Source organism: Achromobacter sp. CSND-B12 (genome assembly GCF_052906545.1).
Genome location: NZ_JBREGJ010000001.1, coordinates 1,386,973 through 1,412,091 on the forward strand (window position 1 = coordinate 1,386,973; position 25,119 = coordinate 1,412,091).

Annotated in this window: 29 protein-coding genes and 1 tRNA gene; 10 read left to right on the top strand and 20 right to left on the bottom strand. The window is 67.2% G+C overall.

Going from position 1 to position 25,119, the window contains the following annotated elements; genetic code table 11:
* Positions 1 to 66: 66 nt before the first annotated feature.
* From ACUTAG_RS06375 to ACUTAG_RS06395, 5 genes are all read right to left on the bottom strand, one after another.
* Complete coding sequence (locus ACUTAG_RS06375) at positions 67 to 594, bottom strand: DedA family protein (protein ID WP_102964910.1); 528 nt, start codon at positions 592 to 594, stop codon at positions 67 to 69.
* A gap of 48 nt (positions 595 to 642) precedes the next feature.
* Positions 643 to 2,028: an aminotransferase-like domain-containing protein gene (locus ACUTAG_RS06380; protein WP_148318381.1), complete on the bottom strand. Its 1,386-nt coding sequence runs from the start codon at positions 2,026 to 2,028 to the stop codon at positions 643 to 645.
* A gap of 116 nt (positions 2,029 to 2,144) precedes the next feature.
* Positions 2,145 to 2,732, bottom strand: a complete 588-nt coding sequence (locus ACUTAG_RS06385; protein ID WP_148318379.1) for a GrpB family protein — start codon at positions 2,730 to 2,732, stop codon at positions 2,145 to 2,147.
* 59 nt (positions 2,733 to 2,791) lie between these two features.
* On the bottom strand, positions 2,792 to 3,799 hold the full coding sequence (locus tag ACUTAG_RS06390; RefSeq protein WP_148318377.1) for an alpha/beta hydrolase family protein: 1,008 nt from the start codon (positions 3,797 to 3,799) through the stop codon (positions 2,792 to 2,794).
* Between the two features lie 47 nt (positions 3,800 to 3,846).
* The gene (locus ACUTAG_RS06395) at positions 3,847 to 4,236 is read right to left on the bottom strand and encodes an OsmC family protein (RefSeq protein WP_020928989.1); all 390 of its coding nucleotides are present in this window, start codon (positions 4,234 to 4,236) and stop codon (positions 3,847 to 3,849) included.
* Positions 4,237 to 4,454: 218 nt separating this feature from the next.
* Between ACUTAG_RS06395 and ACUTAG_RS06400 the strand changes: the two genes are divergently transcribed.
* Positions 4,455 to 4,646, top strand: a complete 192-nt coding sequence (locus ACUTAG_RS06400) for a CrpP-related protein (RefSeq protein ID WP_020928990.1) — start codon at positions 4,455 to 4,457, stop codon at positions 4,644 to 4,646.
* A 21-nt stretch (positions 4,647 to 4,667) separates the two neighbouring features.
* Here ACUTAG_RS06400 and ACUTAG_RS06405 read toward each other — a convergent pair whose 3' ends face one another.
* On the bottom strand, positions 4,668 to 4,964 hold the full coding sequence (locus tag ACUTAG_RS06405; RefSeq protein ID WP_051429100.1) for a hypothetical protein: 297 nt from the start codon (positions 4,962 to 4,964) through the stop codon (positions 4,668 to 4,670).
* Positions 4,965 to 5,136: 172 nt separating this feature from the next.
* Here ACUTAG_RS06405 and ACUTAG_RS06410 point away from each other — a divergent pair, with 172 nt between their 5' ends.
* Positions 5,137 to 5,373, top strand: coding sequence for a CrpP-related protein (locus tag ACUTAG_RS06410; RefSeq protein ID WP_020928991.1), 237 nt, complete (start codon positions 5,137 to 5,139; stop codon positions 5,371 to 5,373).
* Positions 5,374 to 5,433: 60 nt separating this feature from the next.
* Here the strand turns inward: ACUTAG_RS06410 and ACUTAG_RS06415 are convergent, their stop codons facing one another.
* The gene (locus ACUTAG_RS06415; RefSeq protein ID WP_006387553.1) at positions 5,434 to 6,042 is read right to left on the bottom strand and encodes a hypothetical protein; all 609 of its coding nucleotides are present in this window, start codon (positions 6,040 to 6,042) and stop codon (positions 5,434 to 5,436) included.
* A gap of 152 nt (positions 6,043 to 6,194) precedes the next feature.
* Here ACUTAG_RS06415 and ACUTAG_RS06420 point away from each other — a divergent pair, with 152 nt between their 5' ends.
* From ACUTAG_RS06420 to ACUTAG_RS06435, 4 genes are all read left to right on the top strand, one after another.
* Complete coding sequence (locus ACUTAG_RS06420) at positions 6,195 to 6,716, top strand: ferritin-like domain-containing protein (RefSeq protein WP_148318375.1); 522 nt, start codon at positions 6,195 to 6,197, stop codon at positions 6,714 to 6,716.
* Positions 6,717 to 6,826: 110 nt separating this feature from the next.
* Positions 6,827 to 7,006 carry a hypothetical protein gene (locus tag ACUTAG_RS06425; protein ID WP_148318373.1) on the top strand — a complete coding sequence of 60 codons (180 nt, stop codon included), beginning with the start codon at positions 6,827 to 6,829 and terminating at the stop codon, positions 7,004 to 7,006.
* Between the two features lie 239 nt (positions 7,007 to 7,245).
* A complete protein-coding gene (locus ACUTAG_RS06430; protein ID WP_148318371.1) occupies positions 7,246 to 7,527 on the top strand; it encodes a hypothetical protein in 282 nt (93 codons plus the stop codon).
* A gap of 11 nt (positions 7,528 to 7,538) precedes the next feature.
* Positions 7,539 to 8,369 carry a DUF2243 domain-containing protein gene (locus ACUTAG_RS06435; RefSeq protein WP_148318369.1) on the top strand — a complete coding sequence of 277 codons (831 nt, stop codon included), beginning with the start codon at positions 7,539 to 7,541 and terminating at the stop codon, positions 8,367 to 8,369.
* 11 nt (positions 8,370 to 8,380) lie between these two features.
* On the opposite strand, the gene ACUTAG_RS06440 is transcribed toward ACUTAG_RS06435, so the two are convergent.
* On the bottom strand, positions 8,381 to 8,632 hold the full coding sequence (locus tag ACUTAG_RS06440; RefSeq protein WP_054516278.1) for a hypothetical protein: 252 nt from the start codon (positions 8,630 to 8,632) through the stop codon (positions 8,381 to 8,383).
* Between the two features lie 545 nt (positions 8,633 to 9,177).
* Here ACUTAG_RS06440 and ACUTAG_RS06445 point away from each other — a divergent pair.
* Positions 9,178 to 10,638, top strand: coding sequence for a sensor domain-containing diguanylate cyclase (locus tag ACUTAG_RS06445; RefSeq protein ID WP_127481503.1), 1,461 nt, complete (start codon positions 9,178 to 9,180; stop codon positions 10,636 to 10,638).
* A gap of 134 nt (positions 10,639 to 10,772) precedes the next feature.
* On the opposite strand, the gene ACUTAG_RS06450 is transcribed toward ACUTAG_RS06445, so the two are convergent.
* The gene (locus ACUTAG_RS06450; protein ID WP_107316374.1) at positions 10,773 to 11,660 is read right to left on the bottom strand and encodes a manganese catalase family protein; all 888 of its coding nucleotides are present in this window, start codon (positions 11,658 to 11,660) and stop codon (positions 10,773 to 10,775) included.
* Positions 11,661 to 11,813: 153 nt separating this feature from the next.
* Here ACUTAG_RS06450 and ACUTAG_RS06455 point away from each other — a divergent pair, with 153 nt between their 5' ends.
* Positions 11,814 to 12,257 carry a GNAT family N-acetyltransferase gene (locus ACUTAG_RS06455; protein WP_158070860.1) on the top strand — a complete coding sequence of 148 codons (444 nt, stop codon included), beginning with the start codon at positions 11,814 to 11,816 and terminating at the stop codon, positions 12,255 to 12,257.
* 95 nt (positions 12,258 to 12,352) lie between these two features.
* On the opposite strand, the gene ACUTAG_RS06460 is transcribed toward ACUTAG_RS06455, so the two are convergent.
* The 7 genes from ACUTAG_RS06460 to ACUTAG_RS06490 all read right to left on the bottom strand — a co-directional run bounded on the left by ACUTAG_RS06460 (position 12,353) and on the right by ACUTAG_RS06490 (position 17,620).
* Positions 12,353 to 12,429, bottom strand: a tRNA-Arg gene (locus ACUTAG_RS06460).
* Between the two features lie 108 nt (positions 12,430 to 12,537).
* Positions 12,538 to 13,122 carry a helix-turn-helix domain-containing protein gene (locus ACUTAG_RS06465; protein ID WP_058665044.1) on the bottom strand — a complete coding sequence of 195 codons (585 nt, stop codon included), beginning with the start codon at positions 13,120 to 13,122 and terminating at the stop codon, positions 12,538 to 12,540.
* 12 nt (positions 13,123 to 13,134) lie between these two features.
* The gene (locus ACUTAG_RS06470) at positions 13,135 to 14,427 is read right to left on the bottom strand and encodes an NAD(P)/FAD-dependent oxidoreductase (protein WP_054473143.1); all 1,293 of its coding nucleotides are present in this window, start codon (positions 14,425 to 14,427) and stop codon (positions 13,135 to 13,137) included.
* Between the two features lie 9 nt (positions 14,428 to 14,436).
* Entirely contained in the window at positions 14,437 to 15,126 is a 690-nt protein-coding gene (locus ACUTAG_RS06475; protein WP_006387544.1) for an amino acid ABC transporter permease, read from the bottom strand.
* Positions 15,127 to 15,128: 2 nt separating this feature from the next.
* Complete coding sequence (locus tag ACUTAG_RS06480) at positions 15,129 to 15,821, bottom strand: amino acid ABC transporter permease (protein WP_006387543.1); 693 nt, start codon at positions 15,819 to 15,821, stop codon at positions 15,129 to 15,131.
* Positions 15,822 to 15,858: 37 nt separating this feature from the next.
* Positions 15,859 to 16,650, bottom strand: a complete 792-nt coding sequence (locus ACUTAG_RS06485) for an ABC transporter substrate-binding protein (protein ID WP_024069953.1) — start codon at positions 16,648 to 16,650, stop codon at positions 15,859 to 15,861.
* Positions 16,651 to 16,864: 214 nt separating this feature from the next.
* The gene (locus ACUTAG_RS06490; RefSeq protein WP_006387541.1) at positions 16,865 to 17,620 is read right to left on the bottom strand and encodes an amino acid ABC transporter ATP-binding protein; all 756 of its coding nucleotides are present in this window, start codon (positions 17,618 to 17,620) and stop codon (positions 16,865 to 16,867) included.
* A 124-nt stretch (positions 17,621 to 17,744) separates the two neighbouring features.
* On the opposite strand from ACUTAG_RS06490, the gene amaB reads away from it, so the two are divergent.
* Both amaB and ACUTAG_RS06500 read left to right on the top strand, forming a co-directional pair.
* Positions 17,745 to 19,247, top strand: coding sequence for an L-piperidine-6-carboxylate dehydrogenase (gene amaB, locus ACUTAG_RS06495; protein WP_148318367.1), 1,503 nt, complete (start codon positions 17,745 to 17,747; stop codon positions 19,245 to 19,247).
* 245 nt (positions 19,248 to 19,492) lie between these two features.
* A complete protein-coding gene (locus ACUTAG_RS06500; protein ID WP_035199989.1) occupies positions 19,493 to 20,776 on the top strand; it encodes a phospholipase A in 1,284 nt (427 codons plus the stop codon).
* Between the two features lie 27 nt (positions 20,777 to 20,803).
* Here ACUTAG_RS06500 and ACUTAG_RS06505 read toward each other — a convergent pair whose 3' ends face one another.
* From ACUTAG_RS06505 to ACUTAG_RS06520, 4 genes are read right to left on the bottom strand one after another with little or no spacing between them, the layout of a single operon-like run.
* A complete protein-coding gene (locus ACUTAG_RS06505; RefSeq protein ID WP_148318365.1) occupies positions 20,804 to 21,739 on the bottom strand; it encodes a dihydrodipicolinate synthase family protein in 936 nt (311 codons plus the stop codon).
* A 5-nt stretch (positions 21,740 to 21,744) separates the two neighbouring features.
* Positions 21,745 to 22,917, bottom strand: a complete 1,173-nt coding sequence (locus ACUTAG_RS06510) for an L-rhamnonate dehydratase (RefSeq protein ID WP_020929005.1) — start codon at positions 22,915 to 22,917, stop codon at positions 21,745 to 21,747.
* A 57-nt stretch (positions 22,918 to 22,974) separates the two neighbouring features.
* Positions 22,975 to 24,018, bottom strand: coding sequence for a 4-hydroxythreonine-4-phosphate dehydrogenase PdxA (locus ACUTAG_RS06515; RefSeq protein WP_006387536.1), 1,044 nt, complete (start codon positions 24,016 to 24,018; stop codon positions 22,975 to 22,977).
* A gap of 7 nt (positions 24,019 to 24,025) precedes the next feature.
* Positions 24,026 to 25,000, bottom strand: a complete 975-nt coding sequence (locus ACUTAG_RS06520) for a Bug family tripartite tricarboxylate transporter substrate binding protein (protein WP_020929006.1) — start codon at positions 24,998 to 25,000, stop codon at positions 24,026 to 24,028.
* Positions 25,001 to 25,119 lie beyond the last annotated feature (119 nt).

The following is a 25,119-nucleotide window of genomic DNA, read 5'->3' on the forward strand; positions in this document are numbered from 1 at the left end:
CCCGTGGCGGCGCGGGCGGCTCCCGCGCCGCCGGCACGGCGCGGACCCGGTGCCACGCGCGCCGGCTCAAAGGAACGCGCGCGTGCCCCACCAGCCGGGCAGCAGCAGCGCCGCCGCCCACAGGAAGGCCGAGGCCCAGTTGGCGGCCTGGAACGACGCGGCGCGCATGCCGCAGATGCCGGCGATCATCGGCACGGTGGCGCGCAAGGGACCGAAGAAGCGGCACAGCACGATGCTCAGCACGCCCCACTTCTGGATGAACACGGTGCTGCGGTGCAGGAGTTCAGGGCGTTTTCGCAGTGGCTTCAATTGCGTCAGGCCGGGTCCGAACCACACGCCGCAGGCATATTGCACCCAGTCGCCCAGCGCCGCGCCAATCGCGATCGCCAACCATACCGGCACGAAAGCGCTGTCGCCCAACCCCAGGATGGCGCCGATCGACAGCAGCAACGCCGTGCCCGGTATCACCAGCGCCACCAGCGGCAGCGACTTCAGGAACGCGAAGGCGAATCCCATCGGCGCCAGCCAGTCGGCGTGGGTGCGGGCGAAATCGACCAGCGTCTGCTGCAGGGAATGAAAGGTCTCGAACAACATGAGGCGTTACGGCAAGACAGGCATGACGCCCATGTTACGGCTTGCGCGTCAGACGATCACGTCGCGCAGGCCGCGCGGACGCCGCTGCACCAGGCCGGCCAGCCGCTCCAGCGCCTGCGCCAGGGCCTCGCGCCCGGGAATGCTGCCCAGCGAGATGCGGATGGCGTTGGGCGTGCCCAGCCCCTGGTGGAAGGCGTCCGACGAGGTCACGCTCAGGCCTTCGTCGCGCGCCACCCGTTCCAGGTCGACCGCGGTCCAGAGGCTGGGCAACGGCTGCCACAGGTGGATGCCTGCCGCCGCGGCCGGAAATGGCCCCGGCAGCAACCGGCGCGCCAATTGCTGGCGCGCATGGGCCTCGGCGCGCACACCGTCCAGGATGTGCCGCGCCGTGCCGCTGGCGATCCATTGCGTGGTCAGCACCCCCATCAGCGGCGCCGCCATCACGGCAAACGCGCGCATCGCCGCGAGCACGTTGCGGCGGCCGTCTTCGTCCGGGCTCAGCACGAACGCGGTGCGCAGGCCGGGCGTCAGGGTCTTGGCCAGCGTGGCGATGTAGAACACCGAGGCCGGCGCCAGGCTGGCCAGCGCCGGCGGCGCGTCGTCCAGGAACAGTGAATAGGGATCGTCTTCGATGATGCGCACGCCGCGGGCCGCGGCGGCTCGCACCAGGTCGCGGCGGCGCGCCGCGCTCATGGTGTGGGCGGTGGGATTCTGCAGCGTGGGGTTCAGGTAGACCAGCCGGCCGCCGTCGCGGCAGGCGCGCTCCAGCCCGGCGGGGGTCATGCCGTCGGCGTCGGTCTCGGCCACCAGCACGCGCCGGCCCAACTGCTGCGCCGCGGTCAAGAGGCCCGGATACACCAGCGGCTCGGCGATGATGCCGTCGCCCGGCCGGCTATAGGCCAGCATCACGGCGGCCAGGGCGGCCTGCGCGCCGGGACACACCAGCACCCGGTCCGGGTCGACCCGCTCGACCGACTGCGCCAGCCATTGCGCGCCTGCCTCGCGTTCGGCGGGACCGCCGCCGGCCTGGTGATAGGTCATCATCACGCCGACGTCATGGCGTTCCATGGCCTGGGCCAGGCCGCGCCGCAGCAGGTCCTGCAGGTCGCAGCCCAGCGGCAGCGGCGGCATGTTCATGCCCAGGTCCAGCATCTGCCGCAGCGGCTGTTCGACAGGCCGCGCAATAAAGGTGCCGAGCGGCCCGCGCGCTTCGATCAGCCCGCGCTGGGCGGCCTCGGCGTAGGCGCGCGTCACCGTGGTCAGGTCCACGTCCAGGTGCTGGGCCAGGCGCCGCTGCGGCGGCAGGCGGTCGCCCGGCTGCATGCGGTTGGCGGCCACGGCGCCTTCGATGAAATCCGCGATCTGGCGGTAGCGGGGGCCGGCGCCGCGCACGAAGGTCAGGGGCCAGGATGCATACATATCGTCGTTATGCATTGTTTTTATTGCGCGGGAATGCCGCAATGTATGACTGACATGAATCGGCCAGTATGGCACAAACCCGGTTCAAGTCCATACATCGGGAACCTTGTACGGCCTTTGCCGGTAAGACCTCAGTTGAAGCCCGCCGCGCGAAACATGCGGTCGTAGATGCCGCGCAGCACGGCCTGCTTGCGCAGGTTGTAGTCCGCGACCTGGTCCACGCCCTCGGCCGCGGCGTGCTTGGCTTGGGCATATCGGTCGCGGTCATCGTCGTGCCCGCGCAACCAGTCGCGGAACATCCGGTGGCGGATGTTCTCGGGACAGTCCGGGCCGAACACATGCAGGTTGACCCGCGGCGTCGACAACTGCAGGCAGCGATGCTGGTGCCACGAGGGTTCGCGGATCACCAGCACATAGCCGATGGCCTCCAGCGCCGGCACATAGGCGGCCTCGTCGGCCGGGTCGGCCACCGCCAGGTCGATGTCCACCACCGGCTTGGCCGGCAGACCCGGCACCGCGGTCGATCCGACGTGGTCGATGCGCAGCGCGGCCGGCCCCAGCGCCGCGGCGATGTCCTGCGCCAGCCGCGCATACCGCACCGGCCAGTCGGGGTCGTAGGGCACCACGACGACCGCTTCCGGCGCCGGCTTGCCGCGTACCCACGGGTCCTCGTCCGGATCGGAGTCGTAGTGCCGCATGATGTCTTCGGGAGTGGGCATGATCTTTTCCTGCTTAAGCCAGCCGCTATTGTAGGAAAGGGGAAAGGGCGGGAAAGGCGTCAGGGCGCGGGCGGCGGCAACGCGCGCAGCCACGCGGCCATGTCGGCCGCCACTTCGCCCATGCGCGGCGTGCCGTCCGCTTCGCGCAGGCCATGATCCAGCCCGGGATAGAAGCGATAGTCGATATTGCGCCGGCCGGCGCGCTTGAGGGCATCGATCATCCGCGCCACCGAATCCGGCGACACTGACGTGTCCGCGCCGCCCTGGACGATCAACAGCGGCGTGTGCACCCGCTCCAGCAACGCCTGCTGGTCCAGCGCCAGGGCCTGGCGCCACCAGTCATGTCCGTGATTGCTCGCCACCAGATCGGAAGACGGCGCCTGCGCCAGGGCCTGCGCAAACCCGCGGAACCCCTCGATGGCTTGCGCCTTCTCGGCAGGCGACGCATCGCCCGTCCCGATGCTGTGCAGCACGTCATCGAGGAACCAGCGCCCGCCGCCGTTGAAGGCGATGCTGGCATCCACCAGCCCGCCTCGCGCCGCCAGCATATTGGCCACGACCGCGCCTTCGCTGCCGCCCACGGCCACCACGCGGCGGTACCCGCCCTGCTGGCGCAAGCGCGCGATCACGGCTGCGTAGTCCCGCAGGCGCTGGTCGAAATTATCGTGCAGCAGATAGGCCCGCGGACAGTCGGCGCGGTGGCTGCCATCATCGTCGCGGTACGGCAGGGAGACATCGATGCCGTACTTGTCGACCGTAAGCAGATCGGCCCGCGGCAGCACGTGCCGCAGATACTGGCGCACGGCATGGTTGTGTGCCACGCTGTTGCAATCGGACCCCTGCACCACCACCAGCAGACTGTCGGCGGCGCGATCGGGATCGTGTTGGCGCAGGTAGTAGGCGATGGCCGAGCCGTCCGGGCGTGGCAGCCAGTGCTGCTCGGTCGGTCGGGCCTGGGCGGGCAGGCTGATGGCGAGGGCGCACACACCCGGCAGCAACGCACGCGAAATGAAGCGGCCCGGCCGATTGCTGGCGGCCAGAACCATCGCGATCAATACGTTGCGCATCCTTCCCCCCGTTTCGCCTGGGCGCCGACTATACCGCAGTCATCGGCTCAGGCATCGTCGACCGTCGCCGGCCGCACCCGCACGGTCTTACCCAGGGTGCGCGCGACCGGCGAAGCCGCCACCGCCTCGCGCGCCAGCGCGCGCTGCGCATCGGACAGCGGCGCGGCAAAGCGCAACGAGACATCGAAGCCGCTTTCGTGATCGAGACGCTCGAGCGCCACCGTCACCGTCAGCGCGGGCAGCGCCATGGCGGCCCGCTGCGCGGCCATGTCGATGGACATGCAGATACAGGCCGCCAGCGCGCTCTCGAGCAATTCGTGCGGCCGCATGCCCGTGTCGCCTCCCGCGCCAAGCTTGCGCGTATCGGATCGCACCAGGCTTTGCCCGTTGCTGATCTCGACGCCGTATGACGGCCCCACCCTGTTCGCGGTCACCATGGGACTTCTCCGTTGCCAGTGAAAAGACCCACAGCCTAAGCCGCCCCCACGCCACCGGGAAGGCAATCGGGTGTACCGGTAGTGGCGCTACCAGGCAGGACGCAGGATCCGGCCCCGGAAACGGACGCGACAGTAACATTTCGCCGGGTAACAACGCTCGACCCAGCCGGGTCCCTCGCCGACACTGGACGTTCACCTTTCTCGTGGAGGAAAGGCCCATGTACGAGGATATCCAGAAGCAAGGGGCCAAGGCGGCGATGCGCGGAGCGAGCAAGCTCGACTGCCCCTATCTCAGGCTCAACCTGTTGCCCGCCCGAAGCGCGGAACCGATCGGGCAATGGCTCGCCAAGGTGCTGGCATGGGAAGCCGGCTGGAACCGCCAGCAACGCGCGAGGACAAGAGTGATGTAGGCAGGCAAGAGAGGGCTGTGTTTACAGCCCTTTTCCTTTAGGCGCGGGCTCGGTTGCGTCATGCCCGTCCTTGGCGCCGCGCGACGGTTGCGCGGCCTGCCGCTCGAGCGCCTGCAAGCGCGCGGCATTGGCCTGGCACAAGGTTCGATAGAACATCGCGCCGCTGGCGACCAGCAGGCCGAGATCCTTTTCGTCCAGCTTGGCGCCAAGCTTTTCCAGGTGACCCGCATAGATCGCGAGCACGCTGTCCCAGGCATCAAGCGAAGGCGTGGGCGCCGGCGTCAGGATCATCAATTCCAGGAGTTCTTCGCGGTCCATACGCGCCTCCTTCCTCGTACACGGCGACAGGATGGCATGAGAGTGGTTGCACGGTCAAAACGGAAGGGTAAGCGTTGCCTACCACGGATACAGGTACTGCAACACTATTGCAGCCGATCCGCCATTTCAGTAAAACTGACGGTCCTATCACCTACTTTTGGAGGGAAGTGCAATGCATCGCGACGAAATCCAAAAGCTGGGCGCCCAAGCCGCCCGCGACGGACTGACCCTGTGGGATTGCCCCTACTACCGTGCCGCGGCCATGCCGGGACACACGGGCGAGTCGATCACGGAGTGGCGCGGCAAGGTCGAGGCCTGGGAGGCCGGATTCCTGGCCGAGACCCGATCATGGAATCCGCCCCGCGGCACCCCTCCGCCGGCAGGGCTGGCGCGGCACCCTGTCCACTGATCCCATCATCGCCGCCTTCCGGCCCCGGGCGCCCCACGCCATACCCCGCCAACCGGGCACTCAGAGCATCTTGTCACGCGCCTGTTCGGCGCGGGAAGCGCCGATAGCGGTTTCGACATTCCTGGCCTCCTCCGGAGGAGGCAGGACGGCGGGGAAGCCCAGCGCCTGGATCCACAGCTCACGCGCCCAGCCCTTGGTGTGATAGAGGTGGTGGTCCTCATCCTTCTCGACGGCGTCGTGGGCGCGCTTGAGCACGCTGGCCTGCGGCCCTGACGTCTTCTGCGCCACCAGGCCGATCAGTTCCCAGTTCTGGTGATCCTTGGTTTCGGCCAGCACCACGCATTCCGCGGCCACCAGTTGGGCCGCGTCCGGGTCGCCTTGCGATTTGGCGAGCTTGATGGCGGCCACGAGGCTTTCCCCGTGGTGCTTCACAACGGCCCGGCTGGGCACCGCCGCATCCGGGTCCAGGCCCAGCTCTTCAAAGACGGTCAGCAACACGCGCTGGTGCGTTTTCGTCTCGTCAAGGTAACCCTGCCATTCCTTGCGCAGGTCGGCGTCGACCGTACAGTCGAGCGCGGCGGTGTATACGAGTTCACCGCCCAATTCAGTTTCGAGCGCCTGGTACAGAAGGTCGTGAATCTGCTCGGGATTGCCTGCTTTCTTCGCCATGTTGGCCTCCTGGATATCACCCTGGATCGGGACAAGCAATCTCACCAGCAAGCCGCGTGCCCGCGCCGAGGGCGGGCTCCCCCGGGTACGCGGGATGCTGCATCGGCCGGCCTGCCGCACTCGCGGGACGGTGGACCAACTTGGAGATCACAATGGACAGGAATGACTCACGCGCGAGCCAACACCTGATGGACTGGCTCAGAGACGCGCACGCCATGGAAGAACAGGCCGAAACCATGCTCGGCAGCATGCTATCGCGCATCGAAAGCTACCCGGAACTGCGGCAACGCATCCAGCGCCACATCGAGGAGACGCGCGAACAGCAGCGCCTGGTGCGCCAGTGCATCGAACGTCGCGGCGGCGACACATCGCTGCTCAAGGACCTGACGGGCAAGGCCATGGCCACGTTCCAGGGGTTTGCGGGCGTATTCGCCGCCGACGAGGTCGTCAAGGGCACGATGTTCAGTTTCGCCTTCGAGAATCTGGAGATTGCCGCCTACAGCCAGCTCAAGGTGGCGGCCGACGCAGTCGGCGATGCGGAAACCGCGGCGGTATGCCAACGCATCCTGGAAGAAGAGCGCGCCATGGCGCAGTGGATCGAGCACAACTCGGCGGCCCTGGTACGGAGCTTTCTGGCACGCGCCGACGATCCTGACGCGCAGGCCAAACGATAGGCGCCAAGCCCCGGGGCCGCACCGCGGTCCCGGCCGCGCCCCCATGTCAATTTGACCGACAGGGCAAAATTTGGCGTCGCGCGCCGCGTCCCGGTCAACAGGAGACCACGATGACATCGACCTCGCCCATCCCCGCCGATATCAACCCTGGGGACGAAGCCGCGCCCGGCACGCCCGGCGCCGGCACGGTGCCTCGCCCCGCCTGCCACGGCAGCGGCAGGATAGACCAGAAGCCCTGCCACCAATGCGGCGGGACAGGCAAGGTCGTGCGCGGCATCGGCGGCGCATGACCGGCCCGCCTACCAGGGCGGGAACATTACGATCAACCCGATCAATAGAACGGCTATCAGCAGCCGGACCAGGAATTTTCTGTTTTTCATGGCGGACTCCGCGAGCGTTTCCCTGGCGCCACCGCGCACGCCGCGTGCCCACCACGCCCGCCGGGCAGCACGGGGCCACAACGCGGGCCACATTCAGGGCCGGGCACGCCGCTTGCCGGTTGCTCCACCCACCGCCAACGGAGTCCGCCATGAAGCCTTCACATCCCAATGCCCCCCTGCCGCAGACATCGCCAACGGCGCCCGACCCAAGCCGCGAGGACCAGGTCGACATTTCCACCCGCGTGCAAGAGGGATTGAAAAAAGCGAACCAGCGACGCGCATCCGGCGAGCGGACATCGACCACCGCTCACAAGGCGACCCAATTCGACGGCTCGCCGAATCCGCGCGCGGACGAGGACGACATCCTCAAGCCAGCCGACGACACCCCCGCCGTGATGCCCCGACGCACCGGGCCGAAAAACCCGGCCTAGCAGGCGCCAGCATGGACCTCCCCACCTCCGAACAAGCCAGTGGCCGCAGCGTGCGCCGCGCCAGCGGCCTGCTCGGCTTTGCCATGGGCGGCTTCTTCGACGGCATCCTGCTGCACCAGATACTTCAGTGGCATCACCTGTTGTCCGCCATCCGCACCGGCATCCTGGGAGACCTGCGCATGCAGGTGGCGGTGGACGGCCTGTTTCACGCCCTGATGTACGTGGTGGCGGCGGTCGGCTTGTGGATCCTCTATCGGACGCGGGCACACGCGCCGGCGGTCTCGCTGCGGCCGCTGTGGCCGGCGTTCTGGATGGGCTTCGGCGCCTGGCACATCATCGACGCGTTGTTCTCGCACTGGATCACTGGCATTCACCGAATCCGCATGGACACCGACATGCCTTTGTTCTGGGACCTGGCCTGGCTGGCGGTGTTCGGCCTGTTGCCGTTTTTCGTCGGCTGGCGCGGCTGTTCCGCCGGCGGCGGCCCGCCAGCACGCCGGCGCCACGTCTCCATCGGCCTGCTGATTGCCGCGCTGGCCGGCGCCGCCGCGGCCAACCTCTTCCCTCTGCGCGGCGACAACGATACGACCGTGGTGGCCTTGTTGCCGAACGCGTCGGCCACGGGATTGCTGCAGGCGCTGGATGGCACCGACGCCCGCATCGTGTGGACGGACCGCGCCGGCGGCGTATGGGTGGTGCAAAACCTCTCGCTGCGCGAGAGCCTGTCGCTGTACGGTGTGGGCGCGTTGTATGTCAGTGGCACGACCTCGCCGGCCGGCTGCGCGGCATGGCTACAGCCGACGCAACGGGCCTCCGGCGGCCCGACGGACAGCCGGACGTAACACGGCGACGGTCAACGCGATTTACCGGGCGGCTCGTCCCGTCCCGCGCCGCTTTCCGGATCGGGTGGCAAGCCCGCCTGGCGGCGCTGCATCGGGCCGCGGCCATAGGCATCCTTGCCTTGTTCGCGCCGTTGGCCGCCCGCCGGGTAGCCCGACCCCGTGTCCGGATCCGGATTGGGCGTATCGTGCCCGGGTCGATCGACCTGCGGCTGGCCATTGTGCCGTTCGCTTTCGGACTCCGCGTGAAAAATCGGCTTGGACATCCTGACCTCCTTGCGCTTGGCGCTCCAGGCTCGACGGCCGGACGCCCATCGCCCGCCTCGCAGCCATGGCCATGCGGTGAGCAATCGCCATGCCGACCATGCCGACGAGGTCGTCCTTGCTGGAGGCGAATTCCCCTCAACGGGTTTCCCAATGGCCCTGCGGACGCGGTGGCGCGGCGACGAGGGCCAGGGCCGTGAACGCAAGGGCAAGGCAGAGAGCGCGCTTCATCCAGATGTTCTGCGAGGGTGACCGACGATGTCGGAATGCGCGGACACTAGCAATTCCATGCAACGGCGCAAGCGGCTGCCGCCAGCGCACATTCACCTCAGCGCCACAGATCTTCAACGAACGTCCCTCTCCATGACAGGGACCCGCGCGGCTTGTTACACTGGATTTACATTTCCACGTCACACAGTCGGACCGCAAATTGGCCGCAAAAAGCTCGACTCTTACCCGCAGCCTACGACTGTTGTCTCTGCGACAAGCCCTTGTCCTGCTCGGCCTGGCATGCTCGGCACCCGCGACATTGGTCGCCGCGCTAACGGTGTACGAAGACTATCGCCTTCACAAGGAGCGGATTTACCAGGCGACGGTGTCTATCGCCCGCAGCATGACTGTTGACTGGGAGCGGGAGATCCATGGCGTGACCGCGGGTCTGAACGTCCTTGCCGCCTCCGAAGAACTGGCTCGCGGCGACCTGCGCGGTTTTCATGCGAAGGCGCGGCAGATCGCTCAATTGCAGAACGTGGACAGCTATGTGCTTGTCGACGCCCGGCGCATGCAGATCTTGAATACGGCCCATGATTACGCCCGCCCGGCAGTCCCTGCCTCAGCGCCGCAAGGCGCGCTGGATCGGGTGTTCTCGGATCGCACTTTGATGCAAACCGATTTATTCAACACCCGGGCCACGAACCGCTATCTCGTGGCCATCGGCGTACCCGTAATCGTAAACAACGAAGTCCGATACAGCTTGCAAGCCGGCATCAGCCCCGAAGCCATCGGAAGGCTATTACGTCGCCAGGCGCTTGGCGAAGGCTGGGTCGCGGCATTGCTCGATTCACAAGGCATCATCGCCGGCCGAACACGCGAAGAATCTCGATTCATCGGCCACCCCGCGGTTCCGTCGCTTCGCCGCGCCATCGAAAATCGGGCCGAAAACACGCTGGAAAGCACAACGAAGGAAGGCGCGCCGGTCTTTACGGCCTTCACACACACCTCGGACGGGAAGTGGGCCGTGGCCGTGGGCGCACCCGCGAATTTCCTTTTGGAGGAGCTTATCGCGTCGCTGGCGAAGGTCATTCTGGCCGGGATCGCATTTGTTGGCCTTGGCGTCGCGCTCGCCGTATGGATGGCGCGTGCAATCGAACGATCCATCGCAGCCCTTATTGAACCGGCCATCGAGCTCGGCCGCGGCGGTACCTTTGTTGCCCCGCCGACGCACTTTGTGGAAACGGCCGCGCTGGGATCGGCGCTGACAGAAACTTCGCGCATGCTGGCGCGAGCGCAACAGCTGGCGTATCACGATCCGCTCACAGGACTTTGCAATCGCGTACTGTTCGGAGAGCTGGCCAGCCAAACCCTGGCGGCCGCGGCAAGCGCGCGCCGGCAAGTGGCCATACTGGCGATCGACCTTGATCACTTCAAGGACGTGAACGACACCCAGGGGCATGCGATGGGCGACGCAGTGTTGGAGTTTGTCGCCCAACGCATGAAGACCACGTTTCGCGCATCGGACATCATTGCGCGCTTCGGCGGTGACGAGTTCTTTGTTTTGATGGACGACAGCAATGCGGAGACTGCGCTATCCGCCGCAAACAACTTGATCAGATCATTGTCGCGACCCTACCCCGGAGTAGAGGCGACTGTGGGCGCATCCGTCGGCATCTCGATTTTTCCCGCAGATGGGTCAGATCTGGCTTCGCTTCTCTCGGAAGCGGACGCCGCGCTTTACGCAGCGAAGGATGCGGGTCGAGGCCAGGCGTTGCGCCGCTCGGCACAAGACTAGCCTGCCGTCATGCCGGAGGTCCGCGCCCGCCCGCGCGCGAATGACGGATACCGAATGCCGCCGGCCTGCCGTACTGGCGGGACGGCGGCCTCCCTGTTTTCAAGCGGGGCCGGGACGTGGTGCTCCGCCACCGGTCAAGTACGGTCGCCCATCGCACTCCCGTCGCCCAGCTCAGTGCCCGTCACCGGGTCGGCGGCGGGATCCGACGCGGTACGGGCAACCATGGCTTGCAGCGCCTGCGTTTCATCCTCGGTAAGACCTACCGATGCAAGCCCGTCCCCGTCGATCGCGCATTGCTCATCCCGTTCGGAAACGTAGTTGAAGTTTTCGTCACTGTTCCACGAACCACGCATATCACCCTCGCCCTGCGACATGTTGAAGTAGACGTTGGCAAAACGCGGGTCGCCCGGCAGCTTTCCGGGCGGGAAGTTCGGCTCCATCGAATAAAGCGCCTTCTCGAACGAGCGCTGGTGCGACACTTCCCGCGTCATCAGGAAACCCAGCGCTTCCTTGACGCCCGGGTCGTCAGTAGCGTTGATCAGGCGCTCATAGATGATCTTGGCCCGCGCCTCGGCGGCAATGTTCGAACGCAGGTCCGCGGAAGGGTCGCCGATGGTGTCGATATACCCGGCGTTCCAAAGCTGCCCGCCGGAGTTGACCAGCGCGGGCCCGCCACCGAACAGCACCTGCGTAACGTGCGAATCGTTTCCCGGCCCGTTCAAGCGCCGGTAGATCTCGGCCTCGGATTCGGTGGCTTCGGCAAGCACGCCCTTGGCCCCCTTATTGAGCATGGCCACCAACGTACCGATCACTTCGAGGTGACTCAGTTCCTCGGTGGCGATATCGAGCAGCATGTCCTTTCGCCCCGGGTCGTCCTCCGCCAGTGCCTGCGTGAAGTATCTACACGCCGCCGCCAGTTCCCCCTGAGGACCGCCGAATTGCTCCAGCAGCAGATTGGCCAACCCCGGGTTGGTCTGCGCGACGCGCACGGTGTACTGCAAGCGTTTGTTGTGAGCAAACATGGTCGTCTCCCGTTTTGCCGGCCGTCATTGGCCGGGCGGGGGACCCGCAAGCAATTGCCATGCCGAAGCGTTCGCATATGGCAGCACGGGTTGCGGTACCCTATATCCGGCCAACTTCAACCCTTCACAACACCAATGCGCTTTCGCCCTGCCGTGCTTTCAGACATCCCTCATCTGGGTTCCCTCGCGCTCGCGGCGAAGGGGCATTGGGGTTACTCGGCGCGGCAACTCGAAAAATGGCGCGAGGATCTGACCCCGCAGGAAGCGTGGGTTGATGCGCGTCCGTTCATCGTCGCTGAAAACGACGCCGGCACTATCGGCTTCTACACGCTGGAGGCCGCCGATAACGGCGCGTGGGCGCTGGACAATCTGTGGATCGACCCAGAGCGGATCGGCCAAGGATTTGGCCGCGCATTGTTCGCCCATGCGGTGGACACCGCCAGGAAACGCGGCGCAACGATATTGACGATCGATGCGGAACCCCACGCGGAAGGGTTTTACATGGCCCAAGGCGCCAGACGGAAGAAGGCTGTTCCGGCGCCAATAGAAGGAGACCCTGAACGAGTGAGACCGCAGCTCGAGCTGCGGCTCGGCTAGCAACGCGGCATGACAGGCGGTGCCGGCGCGGACGCGCCATTCGCGGCGTCCGCCGCCCGAAATTCCGCGTAAGCACTTGATTCCACAGCTTATCCTGGCGCGGCAGGAGGGGCTCGAACCCCCGACCTCAGGCTTAGAAGGCCCGTGCTCTATCCAGCTGAGCTACTGCCGCGCGGTGTGTGGCTGCCCGGAACGGGTCCGGGCGGCGCATTTTACCCTGTTGCGGCCGGGCTGGGGCGCGGGCGGCGAACCGACCCGCTTTATCAGGCGGGACGACGCATCATGCCTCGCCGAGATCGGCATGGGTGGACACCCACAGTACCAGCGCGTCCTGCTTGCTCAGGCTGATCACGCGGTGGCCCATGCGGCTGTCTATATAGAAGCTCTCGCCCGCCTTCAGTCGCGCCGGTTCATAGAACTCGGTGTACAGCTCGACCTCGCCTTCCAGCACGTAGACGAATTCCTCGCCACCGTGGCGGCTCCAGTCCTGGAATTCATCGAACGAACGCGCCTTGACGCGGGTGTGGAACGGCATCATGCGCTTGTGCGACAGCGCGGTGCAGAGCAGACGGTGGTCGTAATACGGGGTTTCGTACTGGCGGCCCTCGCCCTGGCGGCTGAGGCTGCGGCGGCCGGTGCCCATGTGGGCGTCCGACGCGGTGAACAGTTCGGCCACGTCCAGCTCCAGGCCGGCGGCGATCTTGATCAGGTTGTCATAGGTGGGCGAGAGCAGGCCGTTCTCGATCTTCGAGAGCGTGGACGCGGACACGCCGGTGGCCAGCGCCGCCTGCTTGAGCGTCCAATCGCGCGCCTGGCGCAGGGCTCGCAGCCGTTGTGCCAACACGCTCTGTTTGTTGCCTTGCATCTGTACACCCTGTCATGCCCGCGATTGCCGCTCCCGCCACCAATCGCGCGCCTGGTAAGACCAATATGTGAGTTGAACCGCCGCCGTGCCCAGCGCGCCGCCGTTCCAGGCCAGGCCGAAGGGTTCGAACAGCCGGTAGCGCTGGCTGTCGCCGGAGATCCCTTCGGCCACGACACGGCCGCCGATGGCGGTGGTGTTCATGCCGTGGCCGCCAAAGGCCGTGCAGTACCAGACATCGGGCGCCAGCTTGCCGATCTGCGGCATCAGATGCCGCGCGTAGGCCATGCGCCCGGACCACGCGGTCTCGACGCGCAGCCCCTGCAACTGGGGATAGACGCTGAGCAATTCGCGGCGCAGGGACTCGGCCAGATCGGGCGGGTCATCGACACGGGTGGTGATTCTACTGCCCCAGCCGATGCGCCCGCCATCGAGCACCCGGTAATAGTTGCCCGCGCGGCGGTCGTCGCCGATCGCGGCCTGGGTGCGGATGGCCTCGCGCACCCGGTCGCCCAGTGGTTCGGTCAGCATGATGTAGGTGGCGATCGGCAGCATCGCCCGGCGCAGCGCCGGCACCACATCGCCGGTGTAGCCGCCAGTGGCCAGCACCACGGTGCGCGCGTCGACCTGGCCGGCGGCGGTGCGCAGCTGCTTGACAGCCCCATCCAGGCGCGCCTGCGTGACGGGCGAGTCCTCGTGGATGCGCACGCCCAGCCGCGCGCACTCGCGGGCCAGGGCGCGGGCATAGTTGAGCGGATGAAAATGGAATGACGCAGGGTCTTCGATGCCCTGGAAGTAGGCGTCGGACAGCAGCCGCTCGCGCACCTGCGCGCGGTCCAGCAGGCGCACGTCGCGTTGGAAGTCGCGGCGCTGGTCCTCGCAATAGCGGCGCAGCGCCTCGGCGGCCTCGTAGCGCACCACCCGCAAGCGGCCATCGACCTTGTGGGCATCGGCGATGCGCAGGTCGCGGATGTTGTCGCGGATGATCTCCACGCCTTCCATCGACAGCCGGTACAGCTGGCGGTAGTGGTCTTCGTCGACGTGCCGACGGATGGCGTCGGCGCCGGCCGAGAACGCCGGCGACACCGAGCCGCCGTTGCGGCCGGATGCGCCCCAGGCGATGCGGCGCGCCTCCAGCAGCGTCACGGCGCGGCCGCGGCGCGCCAGTTCCAGCGCCGTCGACAGGCCGGCCAGGCCCGCGCCCACCACGCAGACATCGGCCTCGGCCGTGCCCGCCAGCGGTGCGTAATAGGTTTGCGCCTCGCCCAGCGTGCGCTTGTAGTAGGTGTCGATGTACTCAGTGGCCATGGTCTTGGTTCAGTTCAGCCCTGCGCCCTGCAATCCGCCGGTAAGGCGTTTTTCCAGCCAGGTGGCCAGCCGCAGCAAGGGATAGCAATACAGGAAATAGATGGCCGCGATCAGCCCGTAGATGAACAGCGACTTCGCCGGGAAGGTGATGATGAACACTTCGCCCTGGCGCGTCAGTTCGGTGATGCCGACCACCGACAGGATGGCGGTGCTCTTGATCAGCATCACGTACACCCCGCTCATCGGCTGCACGATCAGGCGCATGGCCTGCGGCAGGATCACCAGCCGCAGGATCTGCAACGGCCGCAGGCCCAGCGTCATGGCGCCCTCGGTCTGGCCGCGCGGCACCGCGCGAATGGCGCCGGAAACGATCTCCGCCACATAGCAAGAGGTGTAGACCGACAGCGACACGAAGGCCGCCGTGGCCGAGTCCCAATGCAGCAGCGCGATCCCGGTGCCGGGCAACACGAAGTAGAAGATATAGAGTTGCACCAGGAATGGCGTGCCGCGCAGCACATGGATATACAGCCCGAGCAACTGGTGCAGGCCGCGCACCCGGTAACTGCGGATCACGCCGATGACGAAGCCCAGCAGCGAACCGGCGATGATCGCCACGAACGAGATCTTCAGGGTCTCCCAGAAGCCCTTGAGCAGGAACGGCAGCACGACGCCGGCGGTGGACAGGTAGGAATCCAGCATGCTCACCTCGCGTTCCAGGCGGGACCCGCCAGCCACAGGCTGACCCCGCGCGACAGCAGCAGCATCACCGCGTAGATCAGCAGGTAGCCGGCCGCGATGGTCAGGAAACTCTCGGTGGGCACGATGCGCTCGCTGTTCATCTGCACGCCCGCGGCCACCAGTTCGAAGACCGTGATCAACGACAGCAGCGAGGTGTCCTTGATCAGCACGGCGGTCTGCCCCAGCAGGGGCGGCAGCGTGTTGGCGAAAGCCTGCGGCAACACCACGTAGCGCAAGCGCTGGTGGTAATTCATGCCGCAGGCCTTGGCGCCCTCGATCTGCCCGCGCGGGACGGATTCGATGCCGACGCGGATGATCTCGCTCATGTAGGCGGCGTGGTGCAGTGTCATGGCCAGGATGCCCAGCAGCATTTCGCTCCAGCCCTTGGCGCCGGGCACCAGCATGGGCACCGCGTAGTAAACCAGGTAGATCTGCACCAGCAGCGGCGTCGAGCGAATGAACTGCACGTAGCCCGCCACCGGCCGCCAGACCCAGGCCCGCGCCGACATGTGCGCCAGCGCCAGCGGAATGCCGGCGAGCACCGACAGCACCAGGCTGGCGCCGGCCGCGATCAGGGTGTTGACCAGGCCCGTGGCGAACTGGCCCGTGTACTGGCCGACGATGCGCCAGTTGTAGTAGTCGATGAGCCAGTCCATTCAGGTCCTGTCGGTCAAGGGTGGCGGATGCGCGCTATCAGTGGTCTTTTTTCCAGTCGGTCGAATACCAGTACTTGATCTGCTCGGGCAGCGTGTTGTCGGCGGTCTTGAGCGTCTGCCAGTTGTCGAGCCAGAACTTGAGCCGGAACGCATTGGGCGCCACCGCGAAAGCCAGCGGCTCGCGCACCATGACGCCGTCCAGCACCCGCAGGTTGCCGAAGTCCACCAGGAACTGGTTGGCGGTGGACAGCGACATGATGCCGGCGTCCAGGCGGCCGCTGGACAGCGCCTGGCCCACCGGCGCGCTGCCGCCGGAGAATTCCTTGAGCGTGGCCTTGGGGAGCATCTTCTTGCCGACCTCGGCGTAGGTGCTGGCGCCCAGCGCGCCGACGGTCACGCCGTCCTTGTCCAGTTCCGCGTACGACTTGTAGGGCGAGTCCTTGGGCACCACCGCCACGGTGTCGGCGTAGAACATGGGCGTCGAGAACAGCACCTGGGCGGCGCGCTGCGGCGTCGGCGTCATGTCGGCGGCCACCATGTCGGCCTTGCCGGACAGCAGCGCCGGGATCAGGCCCTTCCATTCGTAGTCCTGCAGCACCAGCTTGACGCCCAGGTCGTCGGCCATGCGCTTGGCGACTTCCACCGCCAGGCCGGTGCGCTTGCCGCTCTTGTCCATGAAGCTCATCAGCGGGCCGGAGGTCTGCACCGCCACCCGCAGCTCGCCGCGCTTGATGATGTCCGACAGCTCGTCGGCCCGCGCCGGCTGCGCGATGGCGGCCACGGCCAGCACGACGCCGGCGGCGCCCAGCCATTGTTTGATTTTCAGCATTTGCTTCCCCTTCTGGATGAAAGACATGTGTCGTTCCGGGCGTACACCTGGTGCCGGCGGCGCCCGGTCAGGCCGGGCCGGCCCTGCTTGCTGCTTGCTGCCTGATGCGGTTGCTGCCTGATGCGGATGCGGTGTGCTGCTTGCTGCGAAGACTGCGTGATGCGCAAATAACCAACGGCAATGCGGGCCCGGCGCCAACGGCGCGGCGCGCCCGCTACAGAATCTTTTCCAGGAAAGCCCGGGTACGCGCCTCTTTCGGCTGGCCGAAGACTTCGGCCGGCGTGCCGGATTCGACGATGCGGCCGGCGTCCATGAACAGGGCGCGGTCGCCCACGTCGCGGGCAAAGCCCATCTCGTGCGTCACCACCGCCATGGTCATGCCATCGCGCGCCAGGGCGCGCATCAGTTCCAGGATGCCGCCGACGGTCTCGGGGTCGAGCGCCGAGGTGGCCTCGTCGAACAGCATCAGCTTGGGGTCCATCGCCAGGGCGCGGGCGATCGCCACGCGCTGCTGCTGGCCGCCGGACAACTGGCTGGGATAGCGCGGGCCGAAGTCGGCCATGCCGACCCGGTCCAGCAATTCAAGCGCGTAGCGTTCGGCCTGGGCGCGATCGCGCCCGCGCACCACGCGCTGCGGCAACGCCACGTTGTCGAGCGCGGTGCGGTGCTGGAACAAGTTGAAGTGCTGGAACACCATGCCCACGTCGGTGCGCCAGCGGTTGACGTCGGTGGCCGGGTCGGTCAGCGACACGCCGTCGACGCGGATGGTGCCGCTGTCGATGCGCTCCAGGCCATTGAGGGTGCGCAGGAAGGTGCTCTTGCCCGAGCCCGACGGCCCCACCACCACCAGCACCTCGCCGCGGTCGAGCCGGCAGTCGATGCCATCCAGCGCCAGGTGATCGGGCTGGCCGTCGCGCTGGTAGGTCTTGGTGACCGCCTCGACTACGAGCAGGGGTTCGGACACGAGCATGGCCTTCAAAAAGGTTTCGCATTTCGCGCTGGAGTTTCGTATAGTAAATTTATTTCCAGAATCGCCACTTAGGCATAACCCTTAAGCGAAGGCCCGCCTTCGCCGGCATCTCCAAGGAACCGGTATGGACACGCCCCAAGACATCCTGCGCGCACTCGGCCTCAACCCCGCGACCCTGACCGGCGGCACGCTCGTCGCCCGCAGCCCGATCGACGGCGCCGAGCTGGCCCAGGTCCACGAGCACACGGTGGCGCAGGCCCACGCGGCCATCACCCGCGCCCGCCAGGCCAGCCTGGCCTGGCGCGACGTGCCGGCGCCGCGCCGCGGCGAACTGCTGCGCCTGTTCGGCGAAGTGCTGCGCAAGCACAAGCGCGAACTGGGCCGCCTGGTCAGCCTGGAAGCCGGCAAGATCCTGGCCGAGGGCGAAGGCGAGGTCCAGGAAATGATCGACATCTGCGACTTCGCCGTGGGCCTGTCGCGCCAGCTTTACGGCCTGACCATCGCTTCCGAGCGCCCCGGCCACCGCATGATGGAAACCTGGCATCCGCTGGGCGTGGTGGGCGTCATCAGCGCCTTCAACTTCCCGGTGGCGGTGTGGTCCTGGAACGCGGCGCTGGCGCTGGTGTGCGGCAACGCCGTGGTCTGGAAGCCGTCGGAAAAAACGCCGCTGACCGCGCTGGCCTGCCAGGCGCTGTTCGCGCAGGCTTTGCAGCGTTTCGGCGATGCGCCGGCCGGCCTGTCGGAAGTGCTGATCGGCGGCCGCGACGTCGGCGAGGCGCTGGTGGATTCGCACGCCGTGGCGCTGGTGTCCGCGACCGGCTCGACCCGCATGGGCCGCCAGGTCGGCCCGCGCGTGGCGCAGCGCTTCGGCCGCGTGCTGCTGGAACTGGGCGGCAACAACGCCATCATTGTCGGCCCCACCGCCGACCTCGACATGGCGGCGCGCGGCATCGTCTTCGGCGCCATCGGCACCGCCGGCCAGCGCTGCACCACCACGCGCCGCCTGATCGTGCACGAAAGCGTGGCCGACGATCTGCTGCAACGCTTGCACAAAGCCTACGCCAGCGCGCCCATCGGCAACCCGCTGGACGGCAAGAACCTGGTCGGACCGCTGATCGACCGCGCCTCGTTCGACGCCATGCAGGCCGCGCTCAAGGCTGCCGGTGAACAGGGCGGCAAGGTCACGGGTGGCGAACGCGTGCTGGCCGACCAGTACCCGGACGCCTGGTACGTGCGCCCCGCCATCGCCGAAATGCCCGGCCAGACCGACGTGGTCTGCCACGAGACCTTCGCGCCGATCCTGTACGTGATGCGCTACAGCGATTTCAACCAGGCGCTGGCGCTGCAGAACGGCGTGCCGCAAGGCCTGTCGTCGGCCATCTTCACCAATGACCTGCGCGAGGCCGAGACCTTCCTGTCGGCGGCGGGCTCGGATTGCGGCATCGCCAACGTCAACATCGGCACCTCGGGCGCCGAGATCGGCGGCGCCTTCGGCGGTGAAAAGGAAACGGGCGGCGGCCGCGAATCGGGCTCGGACGCCTGGCGCAACTACATGCGCCGCGCCACCAACACCATCAACTACTCGCGCAACCTGCCGCTGGCGCAGGGCATCAAGTTCGGCGAGTAAGCCGCCAGCCATAGGGCAAGAGGCCCCGCGCATCGTCGCTGATGCACGGGGCATCCTGCCTTGCGGGGCGCCGATATCGGCCGGCAGCCGCGCGCCAGCGGGTCCCGCGGACACGCGGGACGCGGCCGGCGGCGCGTCCACGCTACCGCGCCCATGTTGCAAGTCCTACATCCGATAAGCCCGACTTACAAAATGTAGGCCGGGCCGATGCTACATTGCATCGTCACAGATTCCACCCGCCTCCCATGACTTCGTCCCGACGCATCGCCCTTCCCCCGCGCACCCTGGTCGCCGCCCTGGCGCTGGGCCTGGCCGGCACAGCCACCGCCGGCGTGTCCTACCGGCTCGACCGTCCTTCGGCCGCCCCTGGCGACACCGTCACCATCGAGGCCGTGTACTTCAACGAAGGCAACGCCCGCGCCACTTGGGAGGCGCCGCCCGAACTGGTGCTGCAATGGCGCGGCCAGGACGGCCAGATCGTGCGCAGCCTGGCCAAGCTGCAAGGCGGCAAGGCCAGCTACAGCGTGCCGGTCAACAATTTCGCGCGCATGGCCTGGAGCGCGGAAGTGCCCGCCAGCGCCCGCGGCCTGCAGGCTATTTCCATCGAGGGCCAGCCGGCCATGATGGCGCTGGACGCCACCGGCCGCGACAGCGGCACGCTGGCCAGCACGCCCGCTCCCGTCCCGGTGGTCGATCCGCGCACAGGCCAGCCGGTGCCGCCGGCCGTGGTCACGGCGGCCGGCGCATCGCCCGAAGGCGGCCCGGCGCCGGACAGCGTGGCCGTCTCGTCCTACCAGCAATCGGCCTTCGATCATTTCCGCAGCGCGATCTCGGAATACAAGCCGGTGTACTTCGACATCGGCACCCGCGGCCAGACCACCGCGCGTTTCCAGATCAGCGCCAAGTACCGCCTGTTCAGCCCGTCCGGCAACCGGCCCGCGACCTGGGGCGAGAACTTCTACCTGGGCTATACCCAGACCTCGCTGTGGGACCTGCAGGGCGATTCCATGCCCTTCATCGACACCACCTTCAACCCCAGCCTGTTCTGGCTGTCGGACAACATGTGGCAGTCGGAAAGCCAAAGCTGGCGCCTGGGGCTGAACACCGGCGTCGAACACAACTCCAACGGCAAGGCCGGCGACGACTCGCGCTCGGTCAACGACGCCTACATCCAGCCGCAGTTCAACTACCGTTTCGACGGCGGCAGCACGCTGACCTTCGCGCCCAAGGTCAAGGCCTATTTCGGCGTCGCCAGCGAGAACTCCGACTACGCCGACTACGCCGGCCGCGTCGACTGGAACCTGCGCTGGGCGCAGGACAACGGCGCGGTGGTCTCGGCCATGTACCGCCAGGGCGACCAGCGCCGCCGCACCACGCAGCTCGATTTCGCCTGGCCGCTGCAGCGCACCTGGCTCAACATGAACGGCTACCTGCACCTGCAGTATTTCAACGGCTACGGCGAAACGCTGCTGGGCTACAACCAGCGCAACGAATCGCAGTTCCGCATCGGCTTGTCGCTGGTGCCTTGACGCGCAGGCCGGCGTCGGCCTGGCGTCCTAGCGCCCCCAGCGCAGCACCAGCGGATCCAGCCGCCGCGCCACGTCCAGCAGGCCCTGCCGCACTTCCGGCCGCATGGCCGGAAATGGATGGCGCGGCGCGTCGCAGGCGATCACGCCGCCCGCCTTCATCAAGGCCTTGGCGGTCAGGATGCCGCCCTGGCGGTTCTCGTAGTTGATCAGCGGCAGCCAGCGCTCGTACAGGCGGTAGGCGTCGTCGGCGCGGCCTGCGCGATGCGCCTCGATGATCGGCCGGATGCCGTCGGCGAAACCGCCGCCCGTCATGGAGCCGGTGGCGCCGGCGTCCAGGTCCGGCAGCAGCGTGATGGCCTCTTCGCCATCCCACGGCCCTTCCACCGCCGCGCCGCCCAGCGCGATCAGGTCGCGCAGCTTGCTGGCCGCGCCGGCGGTTTCGATCTTGAAGTACGACACCTGCGCGATCTCGCGCGCCATGCGAGCCAGCAGCGCGGCGGGCAGCGGCGTGCCGGCGACCGGCGCGTCCTGGATCATGATGGGGATGTCGATGGCGTCCGACACCCGCTGGAAGAACCCGACCACCTGCTCCTCGGCAACGCGGAGGGTGGCGCCGTGGTACGGCGGCATGATCATCACCATGGCCGCGCCCTGCGCCTGCGCCCGGCGGCTGCGCGCCGCGCATACCTGGGTGCCGTAGTGCGTGGTGGTGACGATCACCGGCACCCGGCCGGCCACGTGTTCCAGCAAGGTGCGCGTCAGCACTTCGCGCTCGTCGTCCGACAGCGAGAACTGCTCGGAGAAGTTGGCCAGGATGCACAGGCCGTCGACGCCGCAGTCGATCATGAAATCGGCCGCGCGCTTCTGGCCCGGCAGGTCCAGCTCGCCCGACTCGGTGAAGATGGTGGGCACCACCGGGAAGATGCCGCGATAGCGCGGCGCCGGCACTGTCGTCGTGGTCATGGCGCTCACTCGATGATGTTGAAGTCTTTCAGGTATTCGGTCTTCAGGCTCAGGCCCAGCCCCGGCTTGTTGTCGTCCAGGTCGATGAAGCCTTCCCTGGCCACCGGCTCGCCGTCGAAGATGTAGTAGAACAGCTCGTTGCCCACTTCCACGTCGAACATCGGGAAATACTCGCTCATGGGCGAGGCCAGCGTGCTCATGGTCAGGTGGTAGTTGTGCATCTGGCCGGCGTGCGGGATGACCGGCACGCTGTAGGCCTCGCACAGGGCGTTGATCTTGTGCGCGGCCGTGATGCCGCCGACGCGGTTGGTGTCGTACTGCACCACCGACACCGCCTTGCGGTCCAGCAGCTGCTTGAAGCCATACAGCGAGAACTCGTGCTCGCCGCCCGAGATGGGGATGGACGTCAGCTGGTTCAGCTCCGCATAGCCGTCGATGTCGTCGGCGATCACCGGTTCTTCCAGCCAGCGCGGCTCGAACTTCTCCAGCTTGGGCAGCATGCGCTTGGCGTACTCCAGGTTCCAGCCCATGTAGCATTCGAGCATCAGGTCGGTGTCGTAGCCGATCACCTCGCGCACCGCCTCGACCGATTTCAGGTTCTCCGCCACGCCGCGCTGCAGGTGCGCCGGGCCGTAGCCGAAGCGCATCTTGAACGCCGTGAAACCCTGGTCCAGATAGGTCTGGGCCTCTTCCTGCATGGCCTTCAGGTCGGTGCGGTACAGCTTGGAGTAATAGACCGGAATCTTCTCCTTGGTGCGTCCGCCCAGCAGCTTGAAGACCGGCTTGCCGACCGACTTGCCCAGGATGTCCCAGATCGCCAGGTCCACGCCCGAGATCGCCGCCATGGTCACGCCCTTGCGGCCCCAGGCGTGGGTGGCGCGGTACATGCGCTGCCACAGGTACTCGTAGTCCCACGGGTCCTGGCCGATCACCAGCGGCGCCAGGTACTGGTCGATGATGGCCTTGGCCACGCGCGGCGCCAGCGCCACGTTGCCCAGCCCGACGAAGCCGTCATCGGTCTCGACCTCGACCACGGTCCAGCCGTGGAAGCGGAAGGTGCTCATGGTTTCCTGCGGCGAATACAGCAGGTCCATGGCGTTGGAGCAGAAGTTGCCTTGCGGCGGCACGGTCTTGCCGGTCCATTCAAAGACGCGGGCGCGGACGGATTTGATCTTCATGGGGGGTTCCTGCGAAAAGGGGTCGAACGATGCGATGAACGGTAAAGAACGGCCGCCTCAGGCCGCCGCGCGCGCGGCGCGATGCGACAGGCCCATGCGGCAGGCGATGCGGAAGGCCTGCCAGGTAGCGTCGACGCTGGCGCGTCCCTGGCCGGCAATGTCGTAGGCGGTGCCGTGGGCCGGCGTGGTGATCGGGATCGGCAGGCCGCCCTGCACCGTCACCCCGCGCGAAAAGCCCAGCAGCTTGATCGCGATCTGGCCCTGGTCGTGGTACATGGTGACGATGGCCTGGAACTCGCCCGCCTGCGCCTTCAGGAAGATGGTGTCGGCGGGGAACGGGCCCTGCACCGGCAGCCCTTCCTGGTTCAACTGGCGCACGGCCGGGGCGATGATGTCGACTTCTTCGCGCCCGCAGGTGCCGCCGTCGCCGCCATGCGGATTGAAGGCCGCCACCGCCACCCGCGGCGCGGCCACGCCGTTGGCCTGCAGCGACTGGTAGATCAGCCGCGTGGCGGCCTTGATGCCGTCGATGCTGAGCGCGGCGGCGGCGTCCTTGAGCGGAATGTGCGAGGACACGCGCGAGGTCCACAGCTCGCCCAGCGTGTTGAATTCGCAGAAGTAGCCGGTCACGCCCAGGTACTGCGCGAAGTGGTGCAGTTCGTCGTCGTGGCGCAGGCCGCCCTGCTTCATCGCGTGCTTGTTCAGCGGCGCGAAGCAGATGGCGTCGATATGGCCGGCCAGCGCCGCGTCCATGCAGGCGTCCAGCACGCGCAACACCGAGGCGCCGCCGGGGGCCTGCGCCTGCCCCAGGTTGACGTCCTCGCGCCGCACGGTGTCCATCGCCAGCCACGCCGGCAGGCGGGTGTCAGGACGCGTGCGCACCGCGCCGAAGCCGTCGACCGCCTGCGTCGCCACCTGCACGCCCGCCACCCGCTGGCCCTCGCGCCACAGCCATTCATCGCCCACCAGCACGATGTTGGCCAGCTGCGCCGCCTCGGGCCGCGCCAGCAGGCGCGCGATCAGTTCGGGGCCGATGCCGGCGGGGTCGCCCAGCGTCAGGGCAATGACGGGCTTGGCGGCGGGGTTGCTTTCGATGCTCATGCTGCGTTCATTCCACGGAAATATGGTTCTTCTTGATGATGGCGGCATAGCGCTGGTTCTCGGCCTGGTGGAACTGCGCGAACTGCGCCTGGCTCATGGGGCTGATGTCGGCGCCGATGGCCTGCAGGCGTGTCTGGGTCTCGGGCATGGCCAGCACCGCATTGACCGAGTCATGCACGCGCTGCTGCACCGCCGCCGGCGTGTTGCCGGGCATGTAGATGCCGTACCAGGCGCTCATCTCGACGCCGCTGACGCCGGCCTCGGCCATGGTCGGCACATCGGGCAGCTGCGGATTGCGCCTGGCGCTCAGCACCGCCAACGCGCGCACCTTGCCGCTCTTGATGTGCGGAATGACGGACGACGCGGTCTCGAAGGCGATCTGCACCTGGCCGCCCATCAGGTCGACCATGGCCGGGCCGCTGCCGCGATAGGGAATATGGGTCATCTGCACGCCGGTGGCGTCCTTGAACAGCTCGGCGGCGATGTGCTGGGTGCTGCCCGAACCGCTGCTGGCGAAGTTGTATTCACCCGGCTTGCGCTTGAGCAGCGCGATGAGATCCTGCACCGACTTGGCCGGCAACTGGTTGTTGACCACCAGGATGTTCGGCACCGCACCCACGAACACCACCGGCGTCAGGTCGCGGTCGTTGTCGTAGCCCAGCTTGAGCAGGTGCGGCGCGATCGCATGCGCGGTGGACACGCCCATCACCATGGTGTGGCCGTCGCCCGACTTGGCCGCCAGGTCCGCCGCCAGCGTGTTGGACGCGCCCGGCTTGTTCTCCACCACCACGGTCTGCTTGAGCATCGGCCCAAGCTTGTCGGCCACGGCGCGCGCCATGGCGTCGGTGCCGCCGCCGGGGGCCGAGCCCACCAGCAGGCGCAGCGGCCGGGCCGGCCAGTCGGCGCTCTGCGCCTGGGCGGATACGGCGGCGGACAGGCACAGCACGCCCGCCGCCAATGCGGCATAAAGCCGAGTCTTCATGGTTGTCTCCTTGGGGGCTTATGGCCCGTAGCGGGCTTTGTTATGCCTGCATCTTAGAAACAACCGCTGTTTCCGTAAAATGAAACTTTTGCACCAACCGTTCACCACAAGCGATCAAT

Excerpts from the sequence above, each read along its gene's own strand:
- ACUTAG_RS06405 (WP_051429100.1), bottom strand. The coding sequence starts at position 4,964 with ATGGACCGCGAAGAACTCCTGGAATTGATGATCCTGACGCCGGCGCCC.
- ACUTAG_RS06475 (WP_006387544.1), bottom strand. The coding sequence starts at position 15,126 with ATGCTGGATTCCTACCTGTCCACCGCCGGCGTCGTGCTGCCGTTCCTG.
- ACUTAG_RS06450 (WP_107316374.1), bottom strand. The coding sequence starts at position 11,660 with ATGTTTGCTCACAACAAACGCTTGCAGTACACCGTGCGCGTCGCGCAG.
- ACUTAG_RS06480 (WP_006387543.1), bottom strand. The coding sequence starts at position 15,821 with ATGGACTGGCTCATCGACTACTACAACTGGCGCATCGTCGGCCAGTAC.
- ACUTAG_RS06500 (WP_035199989.1), top strand. The coding sequence starts at position 19,493 with ATGACTTCGTCCCGACGCATCGCCCTTCCCCCGCGCACCCTGGTCGCC.
- ACUTAG_RS06430 (WP_148318371.1), top strand. The coding sequence starts at position 7,246 with ATGAAGCCTTCACATCCCAATGCCCCCCTGCCGCAGACATCGCCAACG.
- ACUTAG_RS06400 (WP_020928990.1), top strand. The coding sequence starts at position 4,455 with ATGTACGAGGATATCCAGAAGCAAGGGGCCAAGGCGGCGATGCGCGGA.
- ACUTAG_RS06390 (WP_148318377.1), bottom strand. The coding sequence starts at position 3,799 with ATGCGCAACGTATTGATCGCGATGGTTCTGGCCGCCAGCAATCGGCCG.
- ACUTAG_RS06415 (WP_006387553.1), bottom strand. The coding sequence starts at position 6,042 with ATGGCGAAGAAAGCAGGCAATCCCGAGCAGATTCACGACCTTCTGTAC.
- ACUTAG_RS06490 (WP_006387541.1), bottom strand. The coding sequence starts at position 17,620 with ATGCTCGTGTCCGAACCCCTGCTCGTAGTCGAGGCGGTCACCAAGACC.
- ACUTAG_RS06380 (WP_148318381.1), bottom strand. The coding sequence starts at position 2,028 with ATGCATAACGACGATATGTATGCATCCTGGCCCCTGACCTTCGTGCGC.
- ACUTAG_RS06510 (WP_020929005.1), bottom strand. The coding sequence starts at position 22,917 with ATGAAGATCAAATCCGTCCGCGCCCGCGTCTTTGAATGGACCGGCAAG.
- ACUTAG_RS06485 (WP_024069953.1), bottom strand. The coding sequence starts at position 16,650 with ATGCTGAAAATCAAACAATGGCTGGGCGCCGCCGGCGTCGTGCTGGCC.
- amaB (WP_148318367.1), top strand. The coding sequence starts at position 17,745 with ATGGACACGCCCCAAGACATCCTGCGCGCACTCGGCCTCAACCCCGCG.
- ACUTAG_RS06410 (WP_020928991.1), top strand. The coding sequence starts at position 5,137 with ATGCATCGCGACGAAATCCAAAAGCTGGGCGCCCAAGCCGCCCGCGAC.
- ACUTAG_RS06465 (WP_058665044.1), bottom strand. The coding sequence starts at position 13,122 with ATGCAAGGCAACAAACAGAGCGTGTTGGCACAACGGCTGCGAGCCCTG.
- ACUTAG_RS06505 (WP_148318365.1), bottom strand. The coding sequence starts at position 21,739 with ATGACCACGACGACAGTGCCGGCGCCGCGCTATCGCGGCATCTTCCCG.
- ACUTAG_RS06435 (WP_148318369.1), top strand. The coding sequence starts at position 7,539 with ATGGACCTCCCCACCTCCGAACAAGCCAGTGGCCGCAGCGTGCGCCGC.
- ACUTAG_RS06375 (WP_102964910.1), bottom strand. The coding sequence starts at position 594 with ATGTTGTTCGAGACCTTTCATTCCCTGCAGCAGACGCTGGTCGATTTC.
- ACUTAG_RS06515 (WP_006387536.1), bottom strand. The coding sequence starts at position 24,018 with ATGAGCATCGAAAGCAACCCCGCCGCCAAGCCCGTCATTGCCCTGACG.
- ACUTAG_RS06425 (WP_148318373.1), top strand. The coding sequence starts at position 6,827 with ATGACATCGACCTCGCCCATCCCCGCCGATATCAACCCTGGGGACGAA.
- ACUTAG_RS06440 (WP_054516278.1), bottom strand. The coding sequence starts at position 8,632 with ATGTCCAAGCCGATTTTTCACGCGGAGTCCGAAAGCGAACGGCACAAT.
- ACUTAG_RS06520 (WP_020929006.1), bottom strand. The coding sequence starts at position 25,000 with ATGAAGACTCGGCTTTATGCCGCATTGGCGGCGGGCGTGCTGTGCCTG.
- ACUTAG_RS06420 (WP_148318375.1), top strand. The coding sequence starts at position 6,195 with ATGGACAGGAATGACTCACGCGCGAGCCAACACCTGATGGACTGGCTC.
- ACUTAG_RS06385 (WP_148318379.1), bottom strand. The coding sequence starts at position 2,732 with ATGCCCACTCCCGAAGACATCATGCGGCACTACGACTCCGATCCGGAC.
- ACUTAG_RS06470 (WP_054473143.1), bottom strand. The coding sequence starts at position 14,427 with ATGGCCACTGAGTACATCGACACCTACTACAAGCGCACGCTGGGCGAG.
- ACUTAG_RS06395 (WP_020928989.1), bottom strand. The coding sequence starts at position 4,236 with ATGGTGACCGCGAACAGGGTGGGGCCGTCATACGGCGTCGAGATCAGC.